This is a genomic window from Actinomyces succiniciruminis (genome assembly GCF_900002405.1).
Taxonomy (GTDB): domain Bacteria; phylum Actinomycetota; class Actinomycetes; order Actinomycetales; family Actinomycetaceae; genus Actinomyces; species Actinomyces succiniciruminis.
In genome coordinates, this window is record NZ_LK995510.1 from 1 (window position 1) to 22,482 (window position 22,482).

The following is a 22,482-nucleotide window of genomic DNA, read 5'->3' on the forward strand; positions in this document are numbered from 1 at the left end:
GGCCCCCAGCGCGGGCCAGCAGCTCGCGATGCTCGGCGCGCCGGGTCTGCAGCGCCGCGAGCGCCTGCTCGGCGGTGGCAGCGGCGGCCTCGGCGTCGACGCGTTCGGCGGTGGCGTCCGTCAGTGCGGTACGGGCGGCCTCAATGGCGGCGGCCAGTTCCGTCTCCTCGGCGGCGGCCTCCTGGGCCCGGCGCTCCAGTTCCTCCGGGTCGGTGCCGACGGCGGGGCCCGGCGCGGCGGCCAGCCCGCGCACGCGCTCCGCGGCGACGTCGGCCAGGGCGGCCAGGGATTGGGCGGCGCCCGTCAGCTCCTCCCAGGTGGCGGTGGCGCGGGCCAGCCGCTGCCCGGAGGTGGCCTCGACGGCGGTCAGTTCTTCCAGCCGGACGCGGGCGACTCGCTCGGACTCCTCAATGCCGGCGCGGCGGCGGTCCAGGCGGGCCCGATCCTCCTGGCCGGCGTCCAACAACGACTGGACCTGCACGACGTCGTCGGCCAGCAGCCGGGCGGTGGCGTCGCGGACCTCCGCCTGGATGACGTGGGCGCGGCGGGCGACGGCGGCCTGCCGGGCGAGGGGGCCGAGCTGTCGATGCAGTTCGGCGGTAAGGTCGGTGAGCCGGGTCAGGTCGGCTGCCATGGAGTCGAGTTTGCGCAGCGCCCGCTCCTTGCGGCGCCGGTGCTTGAGAACGCCGGCGGCCTCCTCGATGAAGCCGCGCCGCTCCTCCGGGGTGGCGGTGAGCACCGCGTCGAGCTGTCCCTGACCGACCACCACGTGCATCTGCCGGCCCATGCCCGTGTCGGACAGGAGTTCCTGGACGTCCAGCAGGCGGCAGGTGTTGCCGTTGATCTGGTACTCGCTGCCGCCGCCGCGGAACAGGGTGCGGGTGATGGTCACCTCGCTGTAGTCGATGGGCAGGGCGCCGTCGGTGTTGTCGATCGTCAGGGAGACCTCGGCGCGGCCGAGCGCGGGGCGGGAGCCTGCGCCGGCGAAGATGACATCGGCCATGGAGCCACCGCGCAGGTTCTTTGCGCCCTGCTCCCCCATGACCCAGGTCAGGGCGTCCACCACGTTGGACTTGCCCGAGCCGTTGGGGCCGACCACGGCGGTGATCCCCGGCTCCAGGCGCAGGGTGGTTGACGAGGCGAAGGACTTGAATCCCTTCATCGTCAACGTCTTGAGGTGCACACGCCAACGATAGCGGCAAGGGAACGAAAACCCGCAGTCCGCCGCCATGAACACGCGTTTGCGCCGGGCTCACGAGTTTTAGAGCTTTGCGGGCGCTGCGCACGTGCAAACCTCTAAAACTCGTGTATTCGAGGAGAAGGCGTGTGCGTCTGACGCAGAGGGATGTTCTTGACGAACCGGCGTACGCGGCGCCCGGCGCTTCGCCCCTTTCGACAGTGGGCGCGGCGAGCGCTCCGGCAAGCGACCTTGACACCAGCGCTTGCGGTCGAGCAGACTCTCCACGTCAAGCAGCCTTAACACTACCCATCCCGATTGGAGTGCCCGTGCTCGACATTGCGAACCTGTCCAAACGCTTCGGGAGCCTGCAGGCTCTCGACGACCTGTCCCTGCGCCTGGGTGACGGTGAGATCGTGGGCTTCGTGGGCGCCAACGGCGCCGGCAAGTCCACCACCATGCGCATCGTCATGGGAGTGCTGACCGCCGACGCCGGCTCCGTGACCTGGGACGGCGCGCCGGTGGGCGCCGCCGAGCGTCGTCGCATCGGCTACATGCCCGAGGAGCGCGGCCTGTACCCGAAGATGAAGGTCGGTGAGCAGCTGACCTACCTGGCCCGCCTGCACGGGGTGGCGGCCGACGCCGCCCGGCGGGCCGGCGAGCAGTGGACCGAGCGGCTGGACATCGCCGCCCGGCGCGACGACGAGGTGCAGAAGCTCTCCCTGGGCAACCAGCAGCGCGTCCAGTTGGCGGCCGCCCTGGTCTCCGACCCCGACCTGCTGATCCTGGACGAGCCCTTCTCCGGCCTGGACCCGGTGGCGGTGGACGTGATGAGTCAGGTGCTGCGCGAGCGGGCCGCGGCCGGGGTGCCGACGCTGTTCTCCTCCCACCAGCTCGACGTCGTGCAGCGGCTGTGCGACCGCGTGGTCATCATCCGGGAGGGCCGACTGGTTGCCGACGGCACCGTGGCCGAGTTGCAGGCGGGCGCCGAGCCGCGCTGGCGCGCCGTCGTCGAGGTCGCGGGCGAGCCCGAGGCCGCCGTCGGCGCCGCCACCGCCATGCTGGCCGGAACCCCCGGAGTGGAGGCGAGCGCCGAGCCCATTGCCGAGGGTGCGCGGGTGACCGTCGTGGCCGGCGGCCCCGACGAACAGCGATTGTTGGAGGCGGCCCAGCGCCTGGGACGGCTACGTGAACTGGGGCCCGTGACCCGCCCGCTCACCGAGATCTTCCGCGACGTGCTCGCCGCCCCCACCGCATCCCCCGCCCCCACGACCGGACAGGAGGCCTGAGCCGTGCCCGCCCCCGAGCACTCCAACACCACCATCTCCCGCTCACAGGAGATCCGCCTGGTAGCCGGCCGCGAGCTGCGCACCCAGTTGTTCAAGCGCTCGGCGGTGATCTCCACACTCATCATGCTGGTCCTCGCCGTCGGCGGCATCCTCGTGGTCGCCCACCTGACGGGCGGCGAGGACGAGCCCTACCGGCTGGGCGTTTCCGCGCCCGATGCCGAAACAACCACGGCACTGGCCTCGGTCCTGGGCCAGGTCAGCGACAGCAACGGCCTGACCGTCCAGGTCACCGATGTCTCCGACACCGACGCCGAGGCGGCACTCGGCATCACCACCGACGACGGCGACGTGGACATGGTGCTCGACCTGACCGGCCCCTCCCCCGCGCTGAAGGTCAGCGAGGAGGGCAACGCCGACCAGGCGGTGGTCGCCGCCGTAACGAACGTGCTCCAACAGTCGGCCCTATCCGAACAGATCACCGCCCTGGGCGGCGAACCCACCCAGGTGGCGGCATCGGTGGCGGGGGCCGTGCCCCAGGTGGAGGCCCTCGACCCGCCCGACCAGGACTCCGCCGACTTCGGCGCCCGCTACACCGTCCTGATGATCGTCGACATCTTGCTGTTCATCATCGTCATGGGCGGCGGCCAGACGATCGCCATGGGCGTGGTGGAGGAGAAGTCCAGCCGCATCGTAGAGATCCTGCTGGCCTGCGTGCGGCCCACCTCCCTGCTGGCCGGCAAGGTGATCGGAACCGGCACCGCGGTGCTGGTCTCCTACGGGTTGATAGGGATCATCGCCGGCGTGACGGCGAAGCTGAGCGGCGTACTGCCCGAGGGCGCCGTCGACATCGATACCGTGCTGGTCGCCATGATCGTGTGGATGATCGTCGGCTACGCGATCTACGCGGTCGGCTACGCCGCCGCCGGCGCTCTGGTCAGCCGCCAGGAGGACGTGGCCAGCGCGGTCATGCCGCTGACGATGACACTGATGATCCCCTACGTGCTCTCCTTCGTGATGGCGCTGGGCGACGCCTCATCCCTGCTGTACCGCGTGCTGGCCTACCTGCCGCCCTTCTCCCCATTCCTCATGCCGGCGCGGCTCGTACTCGGCGTCTCGTCCTGGGGCGAGCAGGCGGCAGCACTCGTGCTCGCACTGGTGTTCATCCCGGCATTCGTGTGGCTGTCGGCGCGGATCTACACGCGGGCCGTCACGCGCACCGGCGCCCGGGTCCCCCTGAAGGAGGTCCTGTCCCGGCGTCCCGCCTGACAGCGGGCCCCTTCCCGTCCCCTCACCGCCTCGCCCCTCACCGAAGTCGGCGGATGTTACGTACCGAGGTCGGTCTGAACGGCATGTGGGGTCGCCACCGCACTGGTGGCGACCCCACATGCCTTCCCGCTGCGTCCGCAGCTCAGTTCAGTTCGCCAGCTCGGGGAACCAGATCGCGATCTCACGCTCGGCGGAGGCGGGCGAGTCCGAGCCGTGCACCAGGTTCTGGATGGCGTTGGTGCCCCAGTCGCGGCCGAGGTCTCCGCGGATGGTGCCGGGCGCCGCGGACGTCGGGTCGGTCGCCCCCATGAGCGAACGCACCCCCTCCACCACGCGCTGCCCCTCGGCGACGGCGGCGACGACCGGGCCACGGGTCATGTACTCCACGACCCCGGGATAGAAGGGCTTATCGACGTGCTCGGCGTAGTGGGCAGACAGAACCTCGGCGGTGGGGAGCACCAGTTTCAAGGCGGTGAGCTCGTAGCCCTTGGCCTCGATGCGGCGCAGGATCTCGCCGACCAGGTGCCGCTCCACGGCGTCGGGCTTGAGCAGGATGAGGATGCGTTCGGGGGCGTCAGTCATGACGTTCCTTCTGTCGTAGCGGGGACTGGAGAGCGTCCGCAGGCGCGAATGCCGACGGTCCGACCGAGTGTAGATGGTTCCGGCGACGCGCAGTGCCGGGCGCGGCGCCCTGGACGCGCCGGGGCGGGGCCATCACCTCCGCCCAGGCTTTCCTGGACCGGGCGGCGCCCCGGACGCGCCGGGGCGGGGGCTCAGGCCTTGCCGAACAGGGCGCGCGCCTCGGCTGCGAGCACCACGGACCCAACAATCAGCACCCCGGAGGCAGTCATCGGGGCGTCGAAGCCCTCGGACAGGTTCACCGCCTGCTCCACACCGGCCGCCAGCGTGGGGGCCACCACCACCCGATCCGCGCCGAACACCTCGCGCGCGACCGCACCCAAGTCCTCCGTGTCCATGGCACGTGGGGAGTCAATGGGCACGCACACGACGGCGTCGCAGGCCGGCTCCAGCAGGGACAGAATTCCCTCCACATCCTTGTCCTGCATCGCGCCGACGACGGCGACCAGGTGCTGGAAGCCGAAGGCCTCCTCGACCGCCGGGATCAGGGCGGCGACGCCGTGTGGGTTGTGACCGGCGTCGACGATCACGGTCGGGCTGGAGCGCAGCACCTCCAGGCGACCGGGGCTGGTGACGGAGGTGAAGCCGTCCTCGACAATCTTGGCGGGCAGGGGCCGGCCGCCGAAGACGGCCTCGGCGGCGGCCAGTGCGAGCAGGGCGTTGTGGGCCTGGTACTCCCCGTGCAGGGGCACGAACACGTCCTCGTACACGGCGGCGGCCGTGGCGAAGGTGACCATCTGGCCGCCCACCGCCAGGGCGCGGTCGAGCACGCGCAGCAGGCCGGCGTCGGGGGCCTCGGGGTCCTCCTCCGGGTCGAGCTCACGACGCCACACGACCTGATGCTCGGCGGCGGCCGCGGCGATGACCTCCTGCACCGGCTCGGGCTGCCGGGAGGAGATCAGCGTGGCGCCGTCCTTGATGATGCCCGCCTTATTGGCGGCAACCTCCTCCAGGGTGGTACCGAGCCAAGCGGCGTGGTCCAGCCCGATCGGGGTGATGACCTCGACGTCGCCGGGAACCACGTTGGTCGAGTCCCAGGTACCGCCCATGCCGACCTCGATCACCGCGACGTCCACGGGGTGGTCGGCGAAGGCGGCCAGTGCCATCACGGTGAGCACTTCGAAGAAGCTCAGCCGCGGCCCGCCGGCGGCCTGGGAACGGGCGTCGACCATCTCGATGTAGGGGGCGACGTCCTCCCAGGCGGCGATGAAGTCCTCCTCGCTGATGGGCTCACCGTCCAGAGCGATGCGCTCGCGGATGGTGGCCAGGTGCGGACTGGTGAAGCGCCCGGTGCGCATGCCGGTGGCGGCCAGCAGCCGCTCGGTCATGCGGGCGGTAGAGGTCTTGCCGTTGGTGCCGGCGATGTGCACGATCCGGTAGCTGTGCTCGGGGTGGCCCAGGATGTCGAGCACGGCGGCCACCCGGTCCAGCGAGGGCTGCACCTGGTGCTCGGGGGCGCGGAAGAGAATCTCCGCCTCAACCTCACGCAGACGCTGGGACACTTCGACGGCGTGGGCGGCCGCGGTCAGGTCGGCCCGGTGACGTTCGGCGTCGGAGCCGACCGCGGCATCCGAGGTGGTATCGGGCAGGACCGGTTCCCAGTCCTCCCAGTCGTCGGTTTCATCGTCGTCGACCTCCGCCAGCAGGGCGTCCAGGCGCTCGAGGTCGCCGCCGGGCACCATGTTGGCGGCCACCAGCTCGCGCAGGGCCGCCAGGTCCTCCGCCTCGGCCTGCGCGCGGCTGCGGTCAGCGGCCGCATCGGCGTCGGCAACCTCGGCTAGAGACCGCCCGTCGGTGGCGTCGGCAGCCTCCAGATATGGCAGCAGGTCGGGGTCGATACCGGAGTGCGTACCGCCGGGCCCGTAGACGGCGTCGACGACGTCCTCCCCGCTGGCGCCGGCGGGGATGCCGAAGGCCGCGCCGGGGTGTGACTCGGCCTGGCCGCCGGCGTGAGCGCCCCGGTCGTGTTGCTGCTTGCTGCTCATGTGCTGGTGTTCCTGCTTCCTGCTCGACGACGCGGGCCAGCCTAGATGATCGGCTCCGGGGAGGGCGGGGCAGGTGCTGGCGCCCTGGCCGGAACCGGAACCGTATTGACCGACCCGGTGGTAACAACGACCGATCTCGGTGGTTATTTCTACCGACCTCGGCGAGAGGCGGTGGCACCGGACACCCCAGCCGCCCCGGCCTCTCAGCGCTCGGCCTCGACCAGCTCGATGAGTTCGCCGATGCCCCCATGGATGCCGAAGGGCCGGAAGGGGAAGGCCTCGACCTGCTCCAGAGTGGTCGAGCCGGACAGCACCAGGTGCGTGCGCAGGCCCGCCTCAACACCCGCCTGAATGTCGGTGTCCATGCGGTCCCCCACCATGGCGGCCGCCTCGGAGTGGGCGCCGATCTTGTTCAGCCCGGCCCGGATCATCACCGGGTTGGGTTTACCGACGAAGTAGGGGGAACGACCGGTGGCCGCCTGGATCATGGCCGCGACGGCGCCGGTGGCCGGCAGCGTGCCCTCATCCGAGGGGCCGTTGACGTCGGGGTTGGTGGCGATGAACTTCGCCCCGCCCTCGATCAGCCGGATGGCGCGGGTGATGGCGTTGAAGTCGTAGGTGCGGGTCTCCCCCAGGATCACATACTCCGGGTCCTGGTCGGTCATGATGTAGCCGGCGCCGTGCAGCGCCGTGGTCAGACCGGCCTCGCCGATCACGTAGGCGGTGGAGGCCGGGGACTGCTGGGTCAGGAAGGCCGCCGTGGCGTTGGCGGAGGTCCAAATGCGCTCCTCGGGCACGGAGAGCCCGGAGCGGGCCAGCCGGGCGGAAAGGTCCCGGTTGGTGAAGATGGAGTTGTTGGTCAGCACCAGGAAGGGCATGCCCTTGCGCTCCAGGGCGTCCAGGAACTGCTGCGCACCGGGCAGGGCGCGGTTCTCCCGCACCAGCACACCGTCCATGTCGGACAGCCAGGCGGTGACCGGGGGCATTTCGTCGAGCGGCAGCGAGGCGGTGGTCGCGTCGTCGGCGGGAAGCGTTGGTGAGGCCGTCATGAGGCAAGTTTGCCATCGCGGCCCGCCGGCGCGCGCCCCGGCCACGCCCCGCCTGCACCCTCGAACGTGAACGGCCCCGAAGCCGGTCGCCTCGCGCGGGTCAGGACTTTCGGCGTCCCTGATCAGCAGCACGTCTACGCCCGCGGCGGGATGCCGGCGCGCGGTTGAGGACGGTTCCAAGTACCTCGGCTCCGCCCTGCTCGACTGCCAGCACCGCATCGTTCAGGTCCTCGCCGGTGGTCCGCGCCGATCGCACGACCATCAGGACCCCGTCGGCTTGCTCGGCGAGAATCGCACCGTCGGTGAACTGCAGCAGCGGCGGCGAGTCGATGATCACCGTGTGTGCAGTACTCAAACGCTGCAAAAGTATGGACATGTCGGCGGACGCAAGCAGCTCGGACGGGTTGGACGGAGTCGCGCCGGCGGGAAGAATCTCCAGCCCGGGCGTGGAGGTGCTCACAAGTACCTCCTCGAGGCTCGCCGTACCCTCCAGCAGTTGCGACAATCCGGGCACGTCCGCGGGCAGTCCGAGAACGTGGGCCAGGGAAGGGGCGCGCAGGTCCCCCTCGACGAGGACGACCCGCCGTCCCAGCGCGGCCATCACGCGGGCGAGGCCGACCGACACCGTCGTACGCCCCTCCTGCCTCCTCGCCGAGCTCACGACCAGTACCCGGATGTCGCCCTTCGGTCCGACGTGAAGCAGATTGGTCCGCAGGCGACGCAGCTCCTCCTCGGTATCCGGGTCGGCACCCCGCAGCGGACCGTCCTCGGCGATCGACCTCGACGAAGGGACGGCGCCGAGCGGCGCGGCGCGGCCGGCTGCGATGACAGCCTTCGCGCCGTGCAGGCGCCTGTCCGACAGCTCGCGGAAGATGATCCACAGGTATCCGAGCACGACGCCGCCGAGCGCGCCCAGACCCAGGTAGGCCCAGGCGTTCGGCGACCGCGTGACACCGGAGAGCCTGGAGGGAGTCATGAGGATGACCTCCACCGGCGAGGTCTCGCCCTCGAGCTCGCTGACCTCCTGCGCGGCCTGGAGGACCGCCTCGTCCGCGACCGAGCGCGCCTCGGCCGCGGAAGCCGCCGTCGCGGACACGCTTACGGTAGCCGTGTCCTCGGCGTGCGTCGCCGTCAGTGACTGAGCGACACTCGCGGCCGTCGTATCCAGACCAAGCGCGTCCACGACCCGCTGGCCGACCGCCTCCGAGGTGAAGACGGGAACGATCGCCGTGATCTTTCGGGGTGCCATCTGGGTTGCGGCGTAGTGCGCCTCCGTGTCGTCCTGCGCTCCGACGGGCACATTGACCCGGACGTAGGCGACTGCGGAGGCGGTGTAGGTGACCGGCGTCACCCGAACCACGACGGCGGCGGCAAGCACGCAGGCAACAATCACCGCCAGCAGCACGCCGGCGCGCCGACGAGTCAGGGATATGAAGCTCTCCAGCGTCATTTCGCATCACCGACTTAGGATCACGACAGGGAGGAACGGCGCCGTCAGACGCAGAAATGTAGTCTTCAGGGAGCACGTGAACGAACACGCCGAGCCTAGCACGCAAGACCCCCAAGCACCTTCATGGCGAGCGAACTCCACTCGCCTTGGCATGTGACCGGGCCGAGCAGCGGATCGGGCTTCCGCCGCGCTTACAGCATGACCCCCTTAAACGGCTTCTTTGACGGTAGAACGAGCCTGTCGCCGAACTCCAGGTTGTAGCAAGCGGGCCGGAAATAGGCCAGGCCGTCCGCGTCCGTGAAGGTAACCTCCCCGAAGTAGGCGCGTCCGTCCACTTCATAGAAGTCGATTCTGGCGCAGGCGAACCCCTTGCCGAGCCGCTCGGCGACGGCGAGCATCTCGTCGAGCCGCTCCGGAGCCGGCACATCCCCAGAACAGCGCGACTCACAGATGTACTCGAACGGCGCCCTGGTCCAGTCAGGCAGGTAGGTTCCCCGGCGCGCGCCGTCCGGGCCCCGGTCGACAGTGAACGCGAACTGGACGACGCCGTCGAAGGTCATGAACTTGTAGTCCCGCAGCCCTCCGGAAGCATCCTGCAGGTATTGCTCGCACACGATCCGCGGCTCGCAGAACTCGTAGTGCAGTTCGAAGCCGCCCTTCATCGCCTGCCGACGCTTCAGCCAGCCCTCCAGGCGGCGCCGACAACCGGCAACGTCGAGCTCGTGCTTGTCGCGGACGACGATGTTCCAGCCTGAGCCATGAGTGGCCTTGAGGACGAAGCTGTCGGGCAGCGCGTCGAAATCGATCTCCTCGGGCGAGTCCCAAACACCCAGCAGGGGAACCAGGTAGTCCTCGCCCACCGTTGCGCGGACCCACTCGCGCACAAGGTACTTGTCGGCGAGACGACCCTTGAGCGGGGTGGAGTCGTAGAGCTTGAGCCAGTTGATCTTGTCGGTCATCGAGCGGGGATGGTCCAGGTCGCAGGCGTGTCCCTTGAGCAGGCAGTGCCAACGCTTAAGCTCGGCGCGGTACCGCGAAGGATCGAGGCCGCAATTGCGCCGGTAGACGGCCTCCTTCAGCCAGGTCTGTGCCGAGCCGGGCATAACGGCCACGGCCACGCCTTTGACGCTCACGATCAAGACTCCAGGGATCGGTATCGGCCACCCGGCGCCGATGCGTCGGATGCGGAACACGCGGCGCGAGCTGTTGAGCAACGGTGTGATACCGCCTCGGCTCCATCGCCCGAGCGGCCGCGCAGCCATAGAATTATCGCCCAGGCCGGCCCGCCATGTCGAATAACAGTGGGCGTGTTCGCCAACATATCGGTCACGATGCTCACGCATCGATACCAATTGCGCGAATAAGGGGAATTCTTAGCGACTTCCCGGACGCCCCATGAACGCCCGCCTCACGCGCAAGAACGACTCACGCAGTACCCCGACGTCGCTCACAAAAAGCAGCACCAGACACGCTCCGGCGAATAAGACCGGCCACATTCTTCCCTCGCACGACATGCAAATAGACATGACCGAGAGGAGCAACAGCTGGTAGGCAATTCTCGCACGGTCGATCGGCATGTCGATCCGCGTGGCGATGTCGCGTACACGGACCAGGAGGACGATCGCGTATGCCACCACGCCGGCGACGCACGCCCCCCAGGGCCCCATCGCCGGTACGAGTGCGACTCCCAGAAGCAGGTTTACGGCCGCGCCGATCGCAGTCGAGATCATCAGCATCCGGCTCTTCATGAGTGCCTGGTAGAACGTGCCGAAGAACACCGACATGACGCCGAAGGCTGCGGCGAGCATCAGCAGCGGCACATAGCGCCAAGCATCCTGGAACTCCGACTGCAGCAGTAGCCCGGAGATCGGCCTGTTGAGTACTATCACCACCCCCGCCATCGAAAGCGTCACCAGGGAGTACCCGCGCAGCACGCGCCCAAAGAAGGACCCACTATCGGCCGCACCGATCTCCCGGGCGGTTGAGAATTGCCAGGCCTGCTGAAATACGGAGCTGATGATGTTGATCAGCGACGGCATCTTGGTTGCCGCCGTGTACAGCCCGGCCGCAGCCAGACCACTGCCCCACACGACCACATAGCGGCCCGATACGCTCACGATCCACCACGACAGGAGATTGGGGACCAGGGGCAGGCTGTAGATCAGCATCCGGCGTAGGAGCGCACCGTCGAACCGCAGCGGCGCCACGAAACGGTACTCCGCCGAGCACACGAATGCGGCGGCACCGGCCACCACGTATCCGATCGAGTACGACCACAGGTATCCGGCGACGCCGGCGTGCAGGTGAACGAGCAATGCGTACGTGGCGATAACGAGGACGAGTGCGTTTATGAAGCCGTACCCGACGAATCGCCGCACGTGCCCGAGCCCGCGCGCGAACTGGCTGGTCGCCTTGTAGATGCAGGCAGACGCGAATAGGAAGAAGAAGGGCACGGCGTGGGCGTAATCAAAGATCCTCCAGGCCAGCGCCGATAGAACGCCCGCGACGAGTATCCCGCCGCCGAGAACCAGGACCGAGTTGCAGAACAGCTCCCCCTTCCCCACCGTCTCGTCTATCGAAAAGCGGTACAGCGCCTCAATGACACCGAGCGACGCCAGCGGCAGAACGATCTCGATCCCACTGTTCAGCAGCTCGGCTGCGCCATAGTCCGAGGCGGTCATGGCGCTCGTGTACAACGGCATGAGCACCAGCGAGACCACCTTGACCGCAAGGCTTCCCAGGCCGAAGATCACGGTATTGCCGAGGAGCTCCGCAAGGCGGCCCCGACTACGACCCGACATTGAACTGGGCCTTCCACCGTTCGATCAGGGCGAAGTCCAGACCATCCAGCTTGGTCTCCCACCTGCCCTCGATCATCCGGGGCAGCGCGGCGGTGATGTCCGGGCGCTCAACTAGGGTGAGCGAGTAGTCCTTACCCATCTCTCGCGCACGGTAGTCGATCGAGATGATGATCGCGCGGCATCCCTGCTGGAGCGCGAATATGCCGCCGTGGAGTCGATTGCCCACGTAGTCCACCCCGGTCTCCAGAACGGCGCGGTAGGCATCGACGTTCGGCGGCACGACCTCTATGCCGGACATGTCGCTCAAGGAGCGCAGGTAGGCGAGGTCGTCCACGCCCTGTGGCCAGAAGCAGATCCTGCGATAGTGCTCTCGCAGGATCCCGATCATCGCCGCATCATTGTCCCGGTCCGGCTGATAAGAGGTCAGAGTGAACACCACCGTGGAGCTCTTGGACTGCGGGATGCTCGCGCAGTGCTCGGGAGTCAGTCCCCACAGCGTCGGACAGCCGGTGTTCCACGCCCTCAGGCCGATGGTCTCCAGGAGCCGCTTGGTTCGGTCGTCGCGTACGGAGTGCACGACGTCGTGCGCCAGTACCTTCCTGAACAGCGCCCGCGTGTAGAGGTTCACCGAGGCGCTGTTGACGCCCGCCCCGACCCCAAGGCACACGGTTCCCGCCGCCAGGCCGCAGTTCAGGTAATTGATGTTCCAGGCGGGCAGCGGCCGCAGCATGTTGGTGTACAAGGCGTTCGTGCCGCACAGGAACTTCAGATCCGCGGTCTTGAACGGGTCGAGCTTGCGCCGACTGAGCAGGTACTGCAGCGGCGTATGGGTCGGGGTGTGCGAAGCCATGCGCATGACGTAGTTCGATGCGAACAGCTCCGGCCAGTTGGCAGCGATCGACCGATTGATGATCTCATCGCCCATATTCAAAGAGCCCACCGACGTATCAAGGAGCAGGATCCGCTTCATCATGAGTCTCCCCGCCTGCCCTCGAGGATCCGCGCCGGCACGCCGACGGCGGTGGCGCCGCTGGGCACGTCATGGATCACGACCGCCCTGGCACCGATCACGGCGTCATCGCTTACCGTAACGGGCCCGAGGATCAGCGACCCGCATCCAACGGTGACACGGTCGCCGAGCCGCGGTAGGACGTTGATTCCCTTGCGCCTCCCGATTGTCACGTTCTGTCCTGCCTTGCAGTTCTCGCCGATTTCCGCAGCAGGATGAATGAAAGCCCCCAGCGCGTTGCGGGGAAGGACGCTTCCTTTTCCAATCCTTATGGAACAGGAAAGGTCACACGCGAAGACCGGGCGCATTCCCCCTCTGATCAGGTGCGCCGCCGGACGCAGCCCGTGCCGGGCGCACCGGCGGGCGGCGGAATAAGAAGCATGGACGGGATTCATTACCAGACTCCTTCCTCAAATACCGTTCGGTAAGGAAACAGGGTGTACCAACCGGGTCGATATAGAAGCATGATTGTCATGCTCACGAAGGCTATGAGTACGAGCAGCACCGAGACGTACCAGTTCCGCAGCCCCGGCTCGCGGGCGACGACATTCCCCAGGCCGACGACCATCGGGAGCGTCAAATACATCTCGAGGCGGTCGAGCAGGTTGAATCCGAGGGAGACGATCATGATCCCGGCGTCGACGACGGCGAAGGTGACCAGGATGCGGGTGACCCCGGTCTTGTCCGCCGCCACCGCGGAGTTCCATCCGCACATCGCCGCCAGACCGATCATGAGCAGCCGCACCCCCACCCCCATGACCGTGGCCATCCTGACGCCGCCCTCCGCGTACTGCGAACTCAGGTAGTGGCCGTAGTACGCAGAGAATACGGAGGCCTTGGTGAGGACCAAGCTCAGACAACCGGTGCAGGCGCCGATGACCGCCCCCCATTTGACCCAGTCCAGGAAGCTGTTCAACCTCAGCATCGGAATGAAGTAGGCGGCGAGCAATAGTATGGCGGAGGCGTGGAACTGCGCAGCAAGTAGTATCAGAATGAGGTAGCGCACGGGCCGCCGCTCCATCAGAGCCGGTAGGGCGAGCAGGAATATGGCCGCCGCGATGCCCTGCCGGGTGGCGAGCATGACGTCGTAGAACACGGACATGCCGAAGGCCAGGAGCAACGCCAGCGGGTTCGACCTCGCATACCTGTGGATGAAAAGCACAACCGACCAGAAGGAGAAGAAGGAGACTACTAGCAGCAGCACATTGAAGTCGTCCGTGATACGGCTGATCAGGTAGTTGACGACCACGTATCCGCGTTCGAATCTGCTGACGGCAAAGGCCTCCGACAGGCCGTCCGCGTCAGTAATCTTCTCGAACACGTCGTAGTACCGGCTGGTGTCGTTTCCCACCGTTCTGGCACGCAGGCCCGACATCGCCACGAACAGCAGCCAGGCGACGAGCAAGGGCGCAGTCGACTTGCGGCTCCCGTCTTCACGACGACCGCCGAGCAGCCCACCCACCAGGGCCAATATCCCGAACAGAGCGTAGTGAACCCACATGGCCGTTACTCGCCCCGCGCCAGGGACAGGTAGCGCCGCGAGAGCGCCCCGGCCTCTGCGGCGACGTCGAATCCACTGCTGCGCGCCTGCTCGACGCCCTGCGCCCTGAGGGCCTCGGTCCCGGCCTGCGGGAGCACATCCCTGACCCGCTGCGCCCAGTGTCCGGCGCCGAGTTCCAGCGCCAAGAAGGAACAGTCGCCAATGGACACCTCCTGCGGCACCCTGTCGGAGCAGACCAGCGGCAGACCCGCGCACTGCGACTCCACACCAACCATCGGCAGCCCCTCGAAGCGGGAGGGCAGCATCAGCACATCCATCGCCTGGTAGAGCGCCGGCACATCAGACCGGTCACCGAGGAACGTCACGCTCCCCGACAGGCCCCGCTCGCCGACCAGGCGCTCAATGTCCCCACGCAGCGGCCCGTCGCCTACGAGCAGCAGATGGCAGTCGGGCTCGAGTGCGAGCAGCTTCTCGAAGACCGCTACCAGGAACCGGTGGTTCTTCTCCTCGCTGAAGCGACCAACGTGCCCGACGACCTTGAGCCCGTTAAGGCCGAGTTCCGTCCGCATCGCGTCCCGCACGCGCTGATCGAAGCGGTATCTGTTGACCTCCACGGCATTGGGAAGCACCTCGAACTGCCCCGCGCCGAACAGGAACTCGCCGGCGCTCCGGGAGCAGGCCAGCCGCACGTCGGAGTAGCGGCCCATGTTGCGGCAGACGATCTGGTTGCGTATCGAGTTCAGTCTCGAGTCGGAGTACGCCGTGGAATGGGAGTGCACGATCATGGACCTCACGCCCGCTCGGTGCAGGACCGGGTAGATGAAGCGGGCCAGCACCGGATCGTGAAGGTGCACGACGGGGTACTGCCCCGGATGCTCGTGCAGCAGCGTCGCGAGCTCCTTGCGGATCCGCAGGATGTTCTTGCCCGCGCGCCCAGGGAAGCACCTGCCCCCGAGCGACTCGATCTCCGCGCGCCGAGTCTCATCGGGGGTGGCGTAATAGTAGAAGTCGAATATCACCCGGCGCCGGTCGACGTTCCGGAAGTAGTTCATGACGACGCTCGTCACACCGGAGCGGCGCGAAATTGAGGAGTTGATATGCAGGATCCTGAGTGGGCCGCCGACGCCGACCTCCCGCCGAGTCCGATTGTCCATGGTTGCCTTCATCCTCTTACGATTACTCTCCCTGCCCGACGCGCCCCCAATACGAGCGATCGTCGAGCACTCACTTCAGCCTCAGCACCTTGATGACACCCCAGGCGCACACGTGGAATACCGACCGCACGACGCTCAGGTGCTCAATATCTCGATACAATCTCCAGTGATACTTCACCAGACTGAGCTTGTTGGCGGATATCGAGTCGCTGCGGACCCGGTACTGGGCGAGGACATCAGGGATACCCCATATATACTTCTCCCTCTTGAGCATGCGCAGCCACAGGGCGTCGTCATTGCGTTTCCGGATGTCAGGGACTTCGAATTTGCCTAGTCGAGACACATCGTACATCACCGTGGAGTTCCCCACCGGGCAGTCCAGCAGGAGCCGGTTGTAGCCGACTCGCCTCGGACTGGTCAGGACCTTGCCGGTGGGAGCCCCGCGCTCGTCCACCTGTTCGTACGCGGTACAGCACAGGGCGACGCCGTGGCTGCTCATGAACTCCAGCTGGCGGGTCAGCTTGTCCGGATGCCAGAGATCGTCGGCGTCCAGGAAGGCCATGTATCGCCCCCGGGCCATCTCCATCGCGCGGTTGCGCGCCATCGCCGCACCGCTGTTGCGTTCCAAGCGCGTGCACCGCACACGCGCGTCGGCATCCGCCAGCAGCCTCGCGTGCTCGAAGGTCCGATCGGTGGAGCAGTCATCCACAATCAGTAGTTCCCACGAGGTATAGCTTTGCGCCTGCACCGATTTGACGGCCTCATCGATGAAGCGCTCCGCGTTGAACGCCGGCATGATGATCGACACTAGTCCGGGCACCACGGCCATTACGCTGTTTCCTTTCTTCAGTGGGCTCCGAACACTGCGCGCACCGTGGCCAGAATGATCCGTAGATCGCGACCGATGCTGAACTCACGAATGTCGTCCAGGTTGAAACACATCTTCGCCGGAAGAATCTCCTCGATATAGGCCCTATCTGCATCCGCGGCCGAGGTCAGTAGCAGCGCCTCGTCCTTGAACTCGATGCTCGCGGTGGAGGTCACTCCCGCAGGAAGCAGTAATGTGGCTTTCATCTCCTGCGTGTACTCGCGCACATACTCGGGAACCTCGGGCCGGGTCCCGACAAAGGTCATGTTCCCTTGCAGAATGTCTATGAGCTGGCTGGTCTCATCTATCCGGTAACGCCGCATGAAGGCGCCGACCCGGGTGATACGGGGATCGGCGTGCACCGTCACCTGTGTCCCCGGTTCGCTCGGACGGTCCACCATCGTGCGAAACTTGTGGATCTTGAACTCGCGGCCGAAACTGGTCACCCGTTGTTGCCGGAAAAACACAGGGCCGGGCGAGTCGAGCTTAATGATCAGCGACAGCAGGACGAACATCCAGCCGAGCGCGACCAGCATGAGCCCGGCTCCAACAACATCGAACAGCCGCTTCAGCCGTAGCTGCCCTTCATGCGCAACCAGGTGATCGTAATAGGGACGCACGGCGTCGTTCTGCATATCCGCCGGGAGGTCGGACCAGGCGGGCATTGCCGCGCGACGTCCCCGCCGCGCGCCGACGGTGCCGGCCCGCCGTCGCGGCGCACCGCGCCGCCTCCCATCCTCACGCCCCGGATCGGCAGTCCCCTTCGCAGTTGCCGCGGACCCACCCCGTTTCGGCATGGGGTTCGCGCCCGCTCGGAGCGAGGAATAGCCGCCACGCATAAAACTACGTAGACAAGGCGAGAAGTGGTTATCAAGGCTCATTTCAGGGACCACCGGGGATTGAATCAGGAGGGGCGCGCACCACCGTGTGGGCGCGCAACGACAGGCTTCAAGGACGGTTTTCGCTAAAGCGCGGGACGCGGCACACACAGCAATGAGCGCACCGACATACCGTTTCTCAGTCCGCGACGTCACTGCGCGGGCGTGAGGGGCTCATGCCTCCTTATTCGCCAGGGGACGGCGTTGACAGAGCCATCGTCAAACGCCGAATAACGCTCGCAACTTACGTCCCAAGTCGCCCCGAAGCAAGTAGCACAGAATACCGTTACCCTCTTGGAACTATGGAGGCAAATACTGCGCTTCACGCCACCGGCTAGGCGCGTCCCCCGCCTGCCCGGACATGATCGGGCGCCACGCCGGGGCCGGGCCGCAAACGGCGTGCAACCCCGCCCCGATTCGGGGCCGGCACCCGGTTGCTCATACGCCGGTAGGCCAGCTCCACTCCCCCTCGGGGGTGCGGTCCAGCCGGTCCAGGATGCCGGCATCACGGAAGGCCCGCAGCGTGGCTCCGGGGCCGTCGGCGAAGTGCTCCCAGCCGGTCTGGTGGGCGACGACGACGTGCGGCGCCCCCAGCACCTGCGCGGCCGCGCTGGCCCGCTCGGCGGACAGGCTCAGCGGCCGCCCCGCGAACTTGGCGGGCACGGTCGCCCGACCGGCGTTCAGCACCGCATGGCCGATGCTCCCGAAGCGGGCCTTGACCTGTGCAATCAGCTCCAGGGAGGCGTTGTCCCCGGTCAGGTAGATGGTGGTGCCCGGCGCCTGGATGACGAAGCCGGTGACCTCGCAGTTGACGTGCCCGGCGGCGTCGACCTCCCCGTCTGCGGGTCCGTGCTGGGCGGGCACGGCGGTGACGGTGACGCCGTCCCCCACCACCACGGACTGCCACGGGACCAGCCCCTCGGCGCCCGCCCCGAGCTGTCGGGCCGAGCCGGGGTTGGTCAGCAGGCGCGGGGCGGCCAGGGCGAAGGCACGCCCGGAGACGTCGAGGTTGTCGGCGTGATCGGCATGGCTGACCAGGACGGCGTCGGCGTCCGCGAGCGCCTCGGCCGCCATGGCCGGTCCACGGGTCTTGCGCAGGGCGCCGTAGTCGGTGGGCGGGTCGAAGGTGGGGTCGACGACGAGGCGCAGGCCGGCGACGTCGATGGCGACGGTGGGCCCGCCAACCACGAGGAAGGCGAGGTTGTGACGTGGAAACGGCGAGCGCATTGGGATCCTTTCCGCGAGCGCGGTTGGGGTGGCTGGGATGGCGCCGCCGCCGACAGGGGCTCGGCCTCCTGTCGGCAGCGGCGCGGGATGACACTCCCCCGGGGCGGTCCTCAGGCCCGCGCCACGGTGGCGCTGGGGGTGTCCACGTCGGCGGTGATCACTTGCAGGTCCACACAACTGACCTCGCGCTTGATCAGGTCCAGGTGGGCGCCGGTCCAGGCGTTCTTGTCCGCCGGGATCGTCAAGGTGGCGCGCGCCGACTCGCCGACGTTCAGGCCGGCGGCCTTGCGCTCATCCATCAGCAGCCGCACCAGGTCACGGGCCCAGCCCTCGGCCTCCAGGTCGTCGTCGAGCGCCGTGTCCAGCACCACGAAGGCGCCCGAGGGCAGCACGGTGGCGGACAGGGCGTCGTCGTGCACCTCGATGCGTGTGGACAGCGTGAAGGCGGAGTCCTCCGCCTCCAGCACCACCGGGGAGCCGTCGAGCAGAACCGTGTCGAAGCGAACGTCGCCGTCCTCGGTGACCTCCCACTCCCCCGCCTTGACGGCGGTGAACAGCTTCGAGGTCAACTTGCGCACCTGCGGGGCGAAGGCGCGCGGGTTGAGGGTCAGCGCCTCGGTCAGTTCGTAGCCGGCGTCGGCGGCGTCCAGCACCCGCACCTGCTTGACGTTGACCTCGTCGGCGATCAGGGCCGTGAACGGCGCCAGGCCCGCCGGGTCGGAGGTGGCGATGGTCAGGGTCCGCAGCGGCTGGCGTACGCGCAGCTTGTCGGCCTTGCGCAGGCTCAGCGCGGCGGACACCGCGTCGCGCGCCTGATCCATGGCGTCCACCAGGGCGCCGTCGGCCACATGCTCGGGCAGGACCGGCCAGTCGGTCAGGTGCACGGAGCGCTCCCCGGTCAGGCCGCGGTAGATCTCCTCCGCCGTCAGCGGGGCCAGTGGCGCCATCACCTGCGTCAACACGCGCAGCACGGTGGCGAGCGTGTCGAAGGCGGGGCGCGCGACTTCGGCGCCGCCGTCCACGAACCGCGACCGGGAGGTGCGCAGGTACCAGTTGGTAAGCACGTCGATGAACTCGCGCACCGTGTGGGTGGCGCCGGTGACGTCGTAGGCGTCCAGCTGCGCGGCCACGGTGTCGGTCAGGTCCTTGGTGCGGGCCAGGATGTAGCGGTCCATCACGTCGAGGGAGCCCTTGCGGCCGAACAACGAGGCGTCGGCCAGGTCCACGCCGTCGGTGAGGTAGCAGGCCCCCGCGTCCCCCGCCTGGGCGGCGTACAGGGCGAAGAAGTACCAGGTGTTCCACAGCGGCAGCATCACCTGGCGCACCGTGTCGCGGATGGCCTTGTTGGTGACGGACAGGTTGCCGCCGCGCACCACCGGGGAGGACAGCAGGAACCAACGCATGGCGTCGGCGCCGTCGCGGTCGAAGACCTGCTGGACGTCGGGGTAGTTGCGCAGGGACTTGCTCATCTTCGCCCCGTCGTTGCCCAACAGAATGCCGTGGGAGACGCAGGTGGTGAAGGCGGGCCGGTCGAACAGGGCGGTGGCCAGCACGTGCAGCGTGTAGAACCAGCCGCGGGTCTGGCCGACGTACTCCACGATGAAGTCGCCCGGGTTGTGCGACTCGAACCAGTCCACGTTCTCGAACGGGTAGTGCACCTGGGCGAAGGGCATGGAGCCGGACTCGAACCAGCAGTCCAGCACGTCGGGGATGCGGCGCATCATGGATTTGCCGGTCGGGTCGTCCGGGTTGGGGCGCACCAGCGTGTCGATGAAGGGACGGTGCAGGTCCTTGACCTCCACGCCGAAGTCGCGCTCCAGCTCCGCGAAGGACCCGTACACGTCGGTGCGCGGGTAGGCCGGGTCGTCGCTCACCCACACGGGGATGGGGGAGCCCCAGAAGCGGTTGCGGGAGATGGACCAGTCGCGGGCGCCGGCCAGCCAGTTGCCGAAGATGCCGTCCTTGACATGCCCGGGCACCCAGGTGATCTCCTGGTTGAGCTCGACCATGCGGTCGCGGATGGCGGTGACCTTCACGAACCAGCTCGAGACGGCCTTGTACATCAGCGGCTTGCGGCAGCGCCAGCAGTGCGGATAGGAGTGCACGTAGGACTGCTGGCGCACCAGCACGGCGCGCACGGCCGCCTCGCGGCGGGCCAGCGGGCCGGTGCCGTCGCGCAGGTCGGTGATGACCGGCTTGTTGGCGTCGAAGATGTGCATGCCGGCGTAGTCGGGGACCTCTCTGGTGAACACGCCGCCGTCGTCGACGGGGATGACCGTGCCGATGCCGTAGGGCTGGCAGGAGTACATGTCGTCCTCACCGAAGGCGGGCGCCAGGTGCACCAGGCCGGTGCCCTCGGTGGTGGTGACGTAGTCGGCGGTGATGATCTGCCAGGCCGCCGGCCCGGGGGCGGCGCCCTCCGCGCGGTGGGCGGCGTCGTCGTAGTAGTCGTAGATGGGCACGTAGCGCACGCCGACCAGGTCGGTCCCCTTGTAGGTGGCCAGCACCTGCGGGTCCTCACCCAGCTCGCGGGCATAGGTGCCCAGCAGGTCGCGGGCGAGCAGCACATCCTGCCCGGCGACCGGGGAGTCGAGGTCGGCGTCCACCCGGACAGTCACGTAGTCGACGTCGGGGCCGACGGCGACGGCGGAGTTCGACGGCAGGGTCCACGGGGTGGTGGTCCAGATCAGCGCCAGCTCCGGGGCGGCGTCGGGGTGGGTGTCATCCAGGCGCCGTTCCAGGCGCAGGCCCACCGTGACGGTGTTGTCCTGACGGTCCTGGTAGACGTCGTCGTCCATCTTGAGCTCGTGGTTGCTCAGCGGCGTGCGGTCGTGCCAGCAGTAGGGCAGCACCCGGTAGCCCTGGTAGGCCAGGCCCTTGTCGTACAGGGTCTTGAAGGCCCACATGACCGACTCCATGTAGGTGGGGTCGAGGGTCTTGTAGTCGTTCTCGAAGTCCACCCAGCGGGCCTGGCGGGTGACGTAGTCCTCCCACTCCTTGGTGTAGCGCAGCACGGAGGTGCGGCAGGCCTCATTGAACTTCTCGATGCCCAGCCCGCCGGGGCGGGTGATCTCGGTGACGTCGTCGATGCCGAGCTCGCGCTGCGCCTCCAGCTCGGCGGGCAGGCCGTGCGTGTCCCAGCCGAAGCGGCGCTCGACGCGGCGGCCCCGCTGGGTCTGATAGCGGCCGACCGCGTCCTTGACGTAGCCGGTCAGCAGGTGCCCGTAGTGGGGCAGGCCGTTGGCGAAGGGCGGACCGTCGTAGAAGACGAACTCGTTGGAGTGGCCGTTGTCGTCCAGCGCGGGGCGGGCGTCGATGGAGGCCTGGAAGGTGCCGTCCTGCTTCCAGTACGCCAGGACGTACTCCTCGATCGCCGGGAAGGAGGGGGACGGCTCGACCTTCTGGCCGGGGCGGTGCAGGGGGTAGAAGGCGGCGCCCGCGTGCTGGGTGCCGGTGGGCTCTTCGGCCATTTGTCTTGCCTCGCGTCTCACTCGTAGTCGTTTGCGCCCGTTGGGGCGCGGGATCCACGAGGACGACGCCGCTCCGACCGCCGATGACCCGGCGGCGGTGCCGCACCGCGGTACCACCTCGCTTGCCCCTCCGGCAGTGCCGGGGTGGGCCGCTCGATTCGCAGCTGTGACGGGCTGTCCCGTCCGGTTCTACTGGGGGCCGCGCACCAAATGTGAACGCGGCCCGGTTCTTCCGGAGGCTCGCCGGTGATGGCCGGGTCGGCGCCTGTGGCGGTGAGTGTAACCGCGCACCGCGCCCCCGACCATCCCCGGGTGGCTCCGGACGGCGTCATCCTCGCCACATCCCGGGATCGCGGGGCCCCTGTTTGGTTTGTCAAGCGGCGGTGGGTAGTTGTTGGGCTGGTTGGGAGTCGTAAGTGAGGCGATGGCTGACAGGAACATGGCTGGCTTGAGGCGCTTGTTGCCGGCGTGGGAGACGCACCTCGCCCCGGATGGAGGAGCCGGACCGCCGAGTGACTGGGGTTAGCCCGGCGCAGTCAGGCCAGGTGGGCGCCGGTGGGGAAGGTTCTGCCCGCGGTCTCGGCCAGGAGCACGGCTGCGGTCGGGACCCCCACCCCGGGCACGGGTGGTCAGGGGCCGGGCCGAAGAAGGATGGGTCACCCGCCAGGGCCACTATCCTGGGCGGCCAGGCTCCCTTACTTGGCGTCTACGGGGGCCAG

At 68.0% G+C, this 22,482-nt stretch carries 17 protein-coding genes and 1 pseudogene; 2 read left to right on the forward strand and 16 right to left on the reverse strand.

From position 1 onward, the window contains the following. The coding region (locus BN1056_RS08080; protein ID WP_244671585.1) for a chromosome segregation SMC family protein at positions 1 to 1,183 on the reverse strand (1,183 nt) is incomplete at its 3' end. Positions 1,184 to 1,506: 323 nt separating this feature from the next. Here BN1056_RS08080 and BN1056_RS08085 point away from each other — a divergent pair. After that, the gene (locus tag BN1056_RS08085; protein WP_210580274.1) at positions 1,507 to 2,466 is read left to right on the forward strand and encodes an ABC transporter ATP-binding protein; all 960 of its coding nucleotides are present in this window, start codon (positions 1,507 to 1,509) and stop codon (positions 2,464 to 2,466) included. A 3-nt stretch (positions 2,467 to 2,469) separates the two neighbouring features. Further along, a complete protein-coding gene (locus tag BN1056_RS08090) occupies positions 2,470 to 3,732 on the forward strand; it encodes an ABC transporter permease (protein WP_210580275.1) in 1,263 nt (420 codons plus the stop codon). 147 nt (positions 3,733 to 3,879) lie between these two features. On the opposite strand, the gene ndk is transcribed toward BN1056_RS08090, so the two are convergent. The 15 genes and pseudogenes from ndk to BN1056_RS14710 all read right to left on the reverse strand — a co-directional run. Further along, positions 3,880 to 4,314 carry a nucleoside-diphosphate kinase gene (ndk, locus tag BN1056_RS08095; RefSeq protein WP_210580277.1) on the reverse strand — a complete coding sequence of 145 codons (435 nt, stop codon included), beginning with the start codon at positions 4,312 to 4,314 and terminating at the stop codon, positions 3,880 to 3,882. A gap of 191 nt (positions 4,315 to 4,505) precedes the next feature. Then, the gene (locus BN1056_RS08100; protein ID WP_210580278.1) at positions 4,506 to 6,356 is read right to left on the reverse strand and encodes a bifunctional folylpolyglutamate synthase/dihydrofolate synthase; all 1,851 of its coding nucleotides are present in this window, start codon (positions 6,354 to 6,356) and stop codon (positions 4,506 to 4,508) included. 203 nt (positions 6,357 to 6,559) lie between these two features. After that, entirely contained in the window at positions 6,560 to 7,405 is an 846-nt protein-coding gene (locus BN1056_RS08105) for an HAD-IIA family hydrolase (RefSeq protein WP_244671586.1), read from the reverse strand. Positions 7,406 to 7,505: 100 nt separating this feature from the next. Next, positions 7,506 to 8,855 carry a tyrosine-protein kinase domain-containing protein gene (locus BN1056_RS08110; protein WP_210580280.1) on the reverse strand — a complete coding sequence of 450 codons (1,350 nt, stop codon included), beginning with the start codon at positions 8,853 to 8,855 and terminating at the stop codon, positions 7,506 to 7,508. A 191-nt stretch (positions 8,856 to 9,046) separates the two neighbouring features. Next, a complete protein-coding gene (locus tag BN1056_RS08115; protein ID WP_244671587.1) occupies positions 9,047 to 9,988 on the reverse strand; it encodes an ATP-grasp fold amidoligase family protein in 942 nt (313 codons plus the stop codon). 240 nt (positions 9,989 to 10,228) lie between these two features. Beyond that, positions 10,229 to 11,608 (reverse strand): lipopolysaccharide biosynthesis protein, encoded by a 1,380-nt coding sequence (locus BN1056_RS08120; RefSeq protein WP_244671588.1) that lies wholly within the window; start codon positions 11,606 to 11,608, stop codon positions 10,229 to 10,231. A gap of 34 nt (positions 11,609 to 11,642) precedes the next feature. Further along, complete coding sequence (locus tag BN1056_RS08125) at positions 11,643 to 12,629, reverse strand: polysaccharide pyruvyl transferase family protein (RefSeq protein WP_244671589.1); 987 nt, start codon at positions 12,627 to 12,629, stop codon at positions 11,643 to 11,645. Beyond that, positions 12,626 to 13,060 carry a serine O-acetyltransferase gene (locus tag BN1056_RS08130; protein ID WP_210580284.1) on the reverse strand — a complete coding sequence of 145 codons (435 nt, stop codon included), beginning with the start codon at positions 13,058 to 13,060 and terminating at the stop codon, positions 12,626 to 12,628. The genes BN1056_RS08125 and BN1056_RS08130 overlap by 4 nt, the downstream gene beginning before the upstream one ends. After that, the gene (locus tag BN1056_RS08135; RefSeq protein WP_210580286.1) at positions 13,060 to 14,166 is read right to left on the reverse strand and encodes an EpsG family protein; all 1,107 of its coding nucleotides are present in this window, start codon (positions 14,164 to 14,166) and stop codon (positions 13,060 to 13,062) included. The genes BN1056_RS08130 and BN1056_RS08135 overlap by 1 nt, the downstream gene beginning before the upstream one ends. Before the next feature lie 5 nt (positions 14,167 to 14,171). Continuing rightward, entirely contained in the window at positions 14,172 to 15,320 is a 1,149-nt protein-coding gene (locus BN1056_RS08140) for a glycosyltransferase (protein WP_210580287.1), read from the reverse strand. 70 nt (positions 15,321 to 15,390) lie between these two features. Further along, positions 15,391 to 16,149: a glycosyltransferase family 2 protein gene (locus BN1056_RS08145; RefSeq protein ID WP_210580288.1), complete on the reverse strand. Its 759-nt coding sequence runs from the start codon at positions 16,147 to 16,149 to the stop codon at positions 15,391 to 15,393. Positions 16,150 to 16,166: 17 nt separating this feature from the next. After that, on the reverse strand, positions 16,167 to 17,069 hold the full coding sequence (locus BN1056_RS08150) for a sugar transferase (protein WP_244671590.1): 903 nt from the start codon (positions 17,067 to 17,069) through the stop codon (positions 16,167 to 16,169). Positions 17,070 to 17,504: 435 nt separating this feature from the next. Further along, entirely contained in the window at positions 17,505 to 18,293 is a 789-nt protein-coding gene (locus BN1056_RS08155) for an MBL fold metallo-hydrolase (protein ID WP_210580289.1), read from the reverse strand. A 110-nt stretch (positions 18,294 to 18,403) separates the two neighbouring features. After that, complete coding sequence (gene ileS / locus BN1056_RS08160) at positions 18,404 to 21,763, reverse strand: isoleucine--tRNA ligase (RefSeq protein ID WP_210580290.1); 3,360 nt, start codon at positions 21,761 to 21,763, stop codon at positions 18,404 to 18,406. 405 nt (positions 21,764 to 22,168) lie between these two features. Beyond that, positions 22,169 to 22,386: pseudogene (locus BN1056_RS14710) on the reverse strand (transposase); the annotation flags it as partial. Positions 22,387 to 22,482: the final 96 nt, after the last annotated feature.

Excerpts from the sequence above, each read along its gene's own strand:
- ileS (WP_210580290.1), bottom strand. The coding sequence starts at position 21,763 with ATGGCCGAAGAGCCCACCGGCACCCAGCACGCGGGCGCCGCCTTCTAC.
- BN1056_RS08105 (WP_244671586.1), bottom strand. The coding sequence starts at position 7,405 with ATGACGGCCTCACCAACGCTTCCCGCCGACGACGCGACCACCGCCTCG.
- BN1056_RS08110 (WP_210580280.1), bottom strand. The coding sequence starts at position 8,855 with ATGACGCTGGAGAGCTTCATATCCCTGACTCGTCGGCGCGCCGGCGTG.
- BN1056_RS08140 (WP_210580287.1), bottom strand. The coding sequence starts at position 15,320 with ATGGACAATCGGACTCGGCGGGAGGTCGGCGTCGGCGGCCCACTCAGG.
- BN1056_RS08155 (WP_210580289.1), bottom strand. The coding sequence starts at position 18,293 with ATGCGCTCGCCGTTTCCACGTCACAACCTCGCCTTCCTCGTGGTTGGC.
- BN1056_RS08135 (WP_210580286.1), bottom strand. The coding sequence starts at position 14,166 with ATGTGGGTTCACTACGCTCTGTTCGGGATATTGGCCCTGGTGGGTGGG.
- ndk (WP_210580277.1), bottom strand. The coding sequence starts at position 4,314 with ATGACTGACGCCCCCGAACGCATCCTCATCCTGCTCAAGCCCGACGCC.
- BN1056_RS08150 (WP_244671590.1), bottom strand. The coding sequence starts at position 17,069 with ATGAGCCTTGATAACCACTTCTCGCCTTGTCTACGTAGTTTTATGCGT.
- BN1056_RS08130 (WP_210580284.1), bottom strand. The coding sequence starts at position 13,060 with ATGAATCCCGTCCATGCTTCTTATTCCGCCGCCCGCCGGTGCGCCCGG.
- BN1056_RS08145 (WP_210580288.1), bottom strand. The coding sequence starts at position 16,149 with ATGGCCGTGGTGCCCGGACTAGTGTCGATCATCATGCCGGCGTTCAAC.
- BN1056_RS08125 (WP_244671589.1), bottom strand. The coding sequence starts at position 12,629 with ATGATGAAGCGGATCCTGCTCCTTGATACGTCGGTGGGCTCTTTGAAT.
- BN1056_RS08100 (WP_210580278.1), bottom strand. The coding sequence starts at position 6,356 with ATGAGCAGCAAGCAGCAACACGACCGGGGCGCTCACGCCGGCGGCCAG.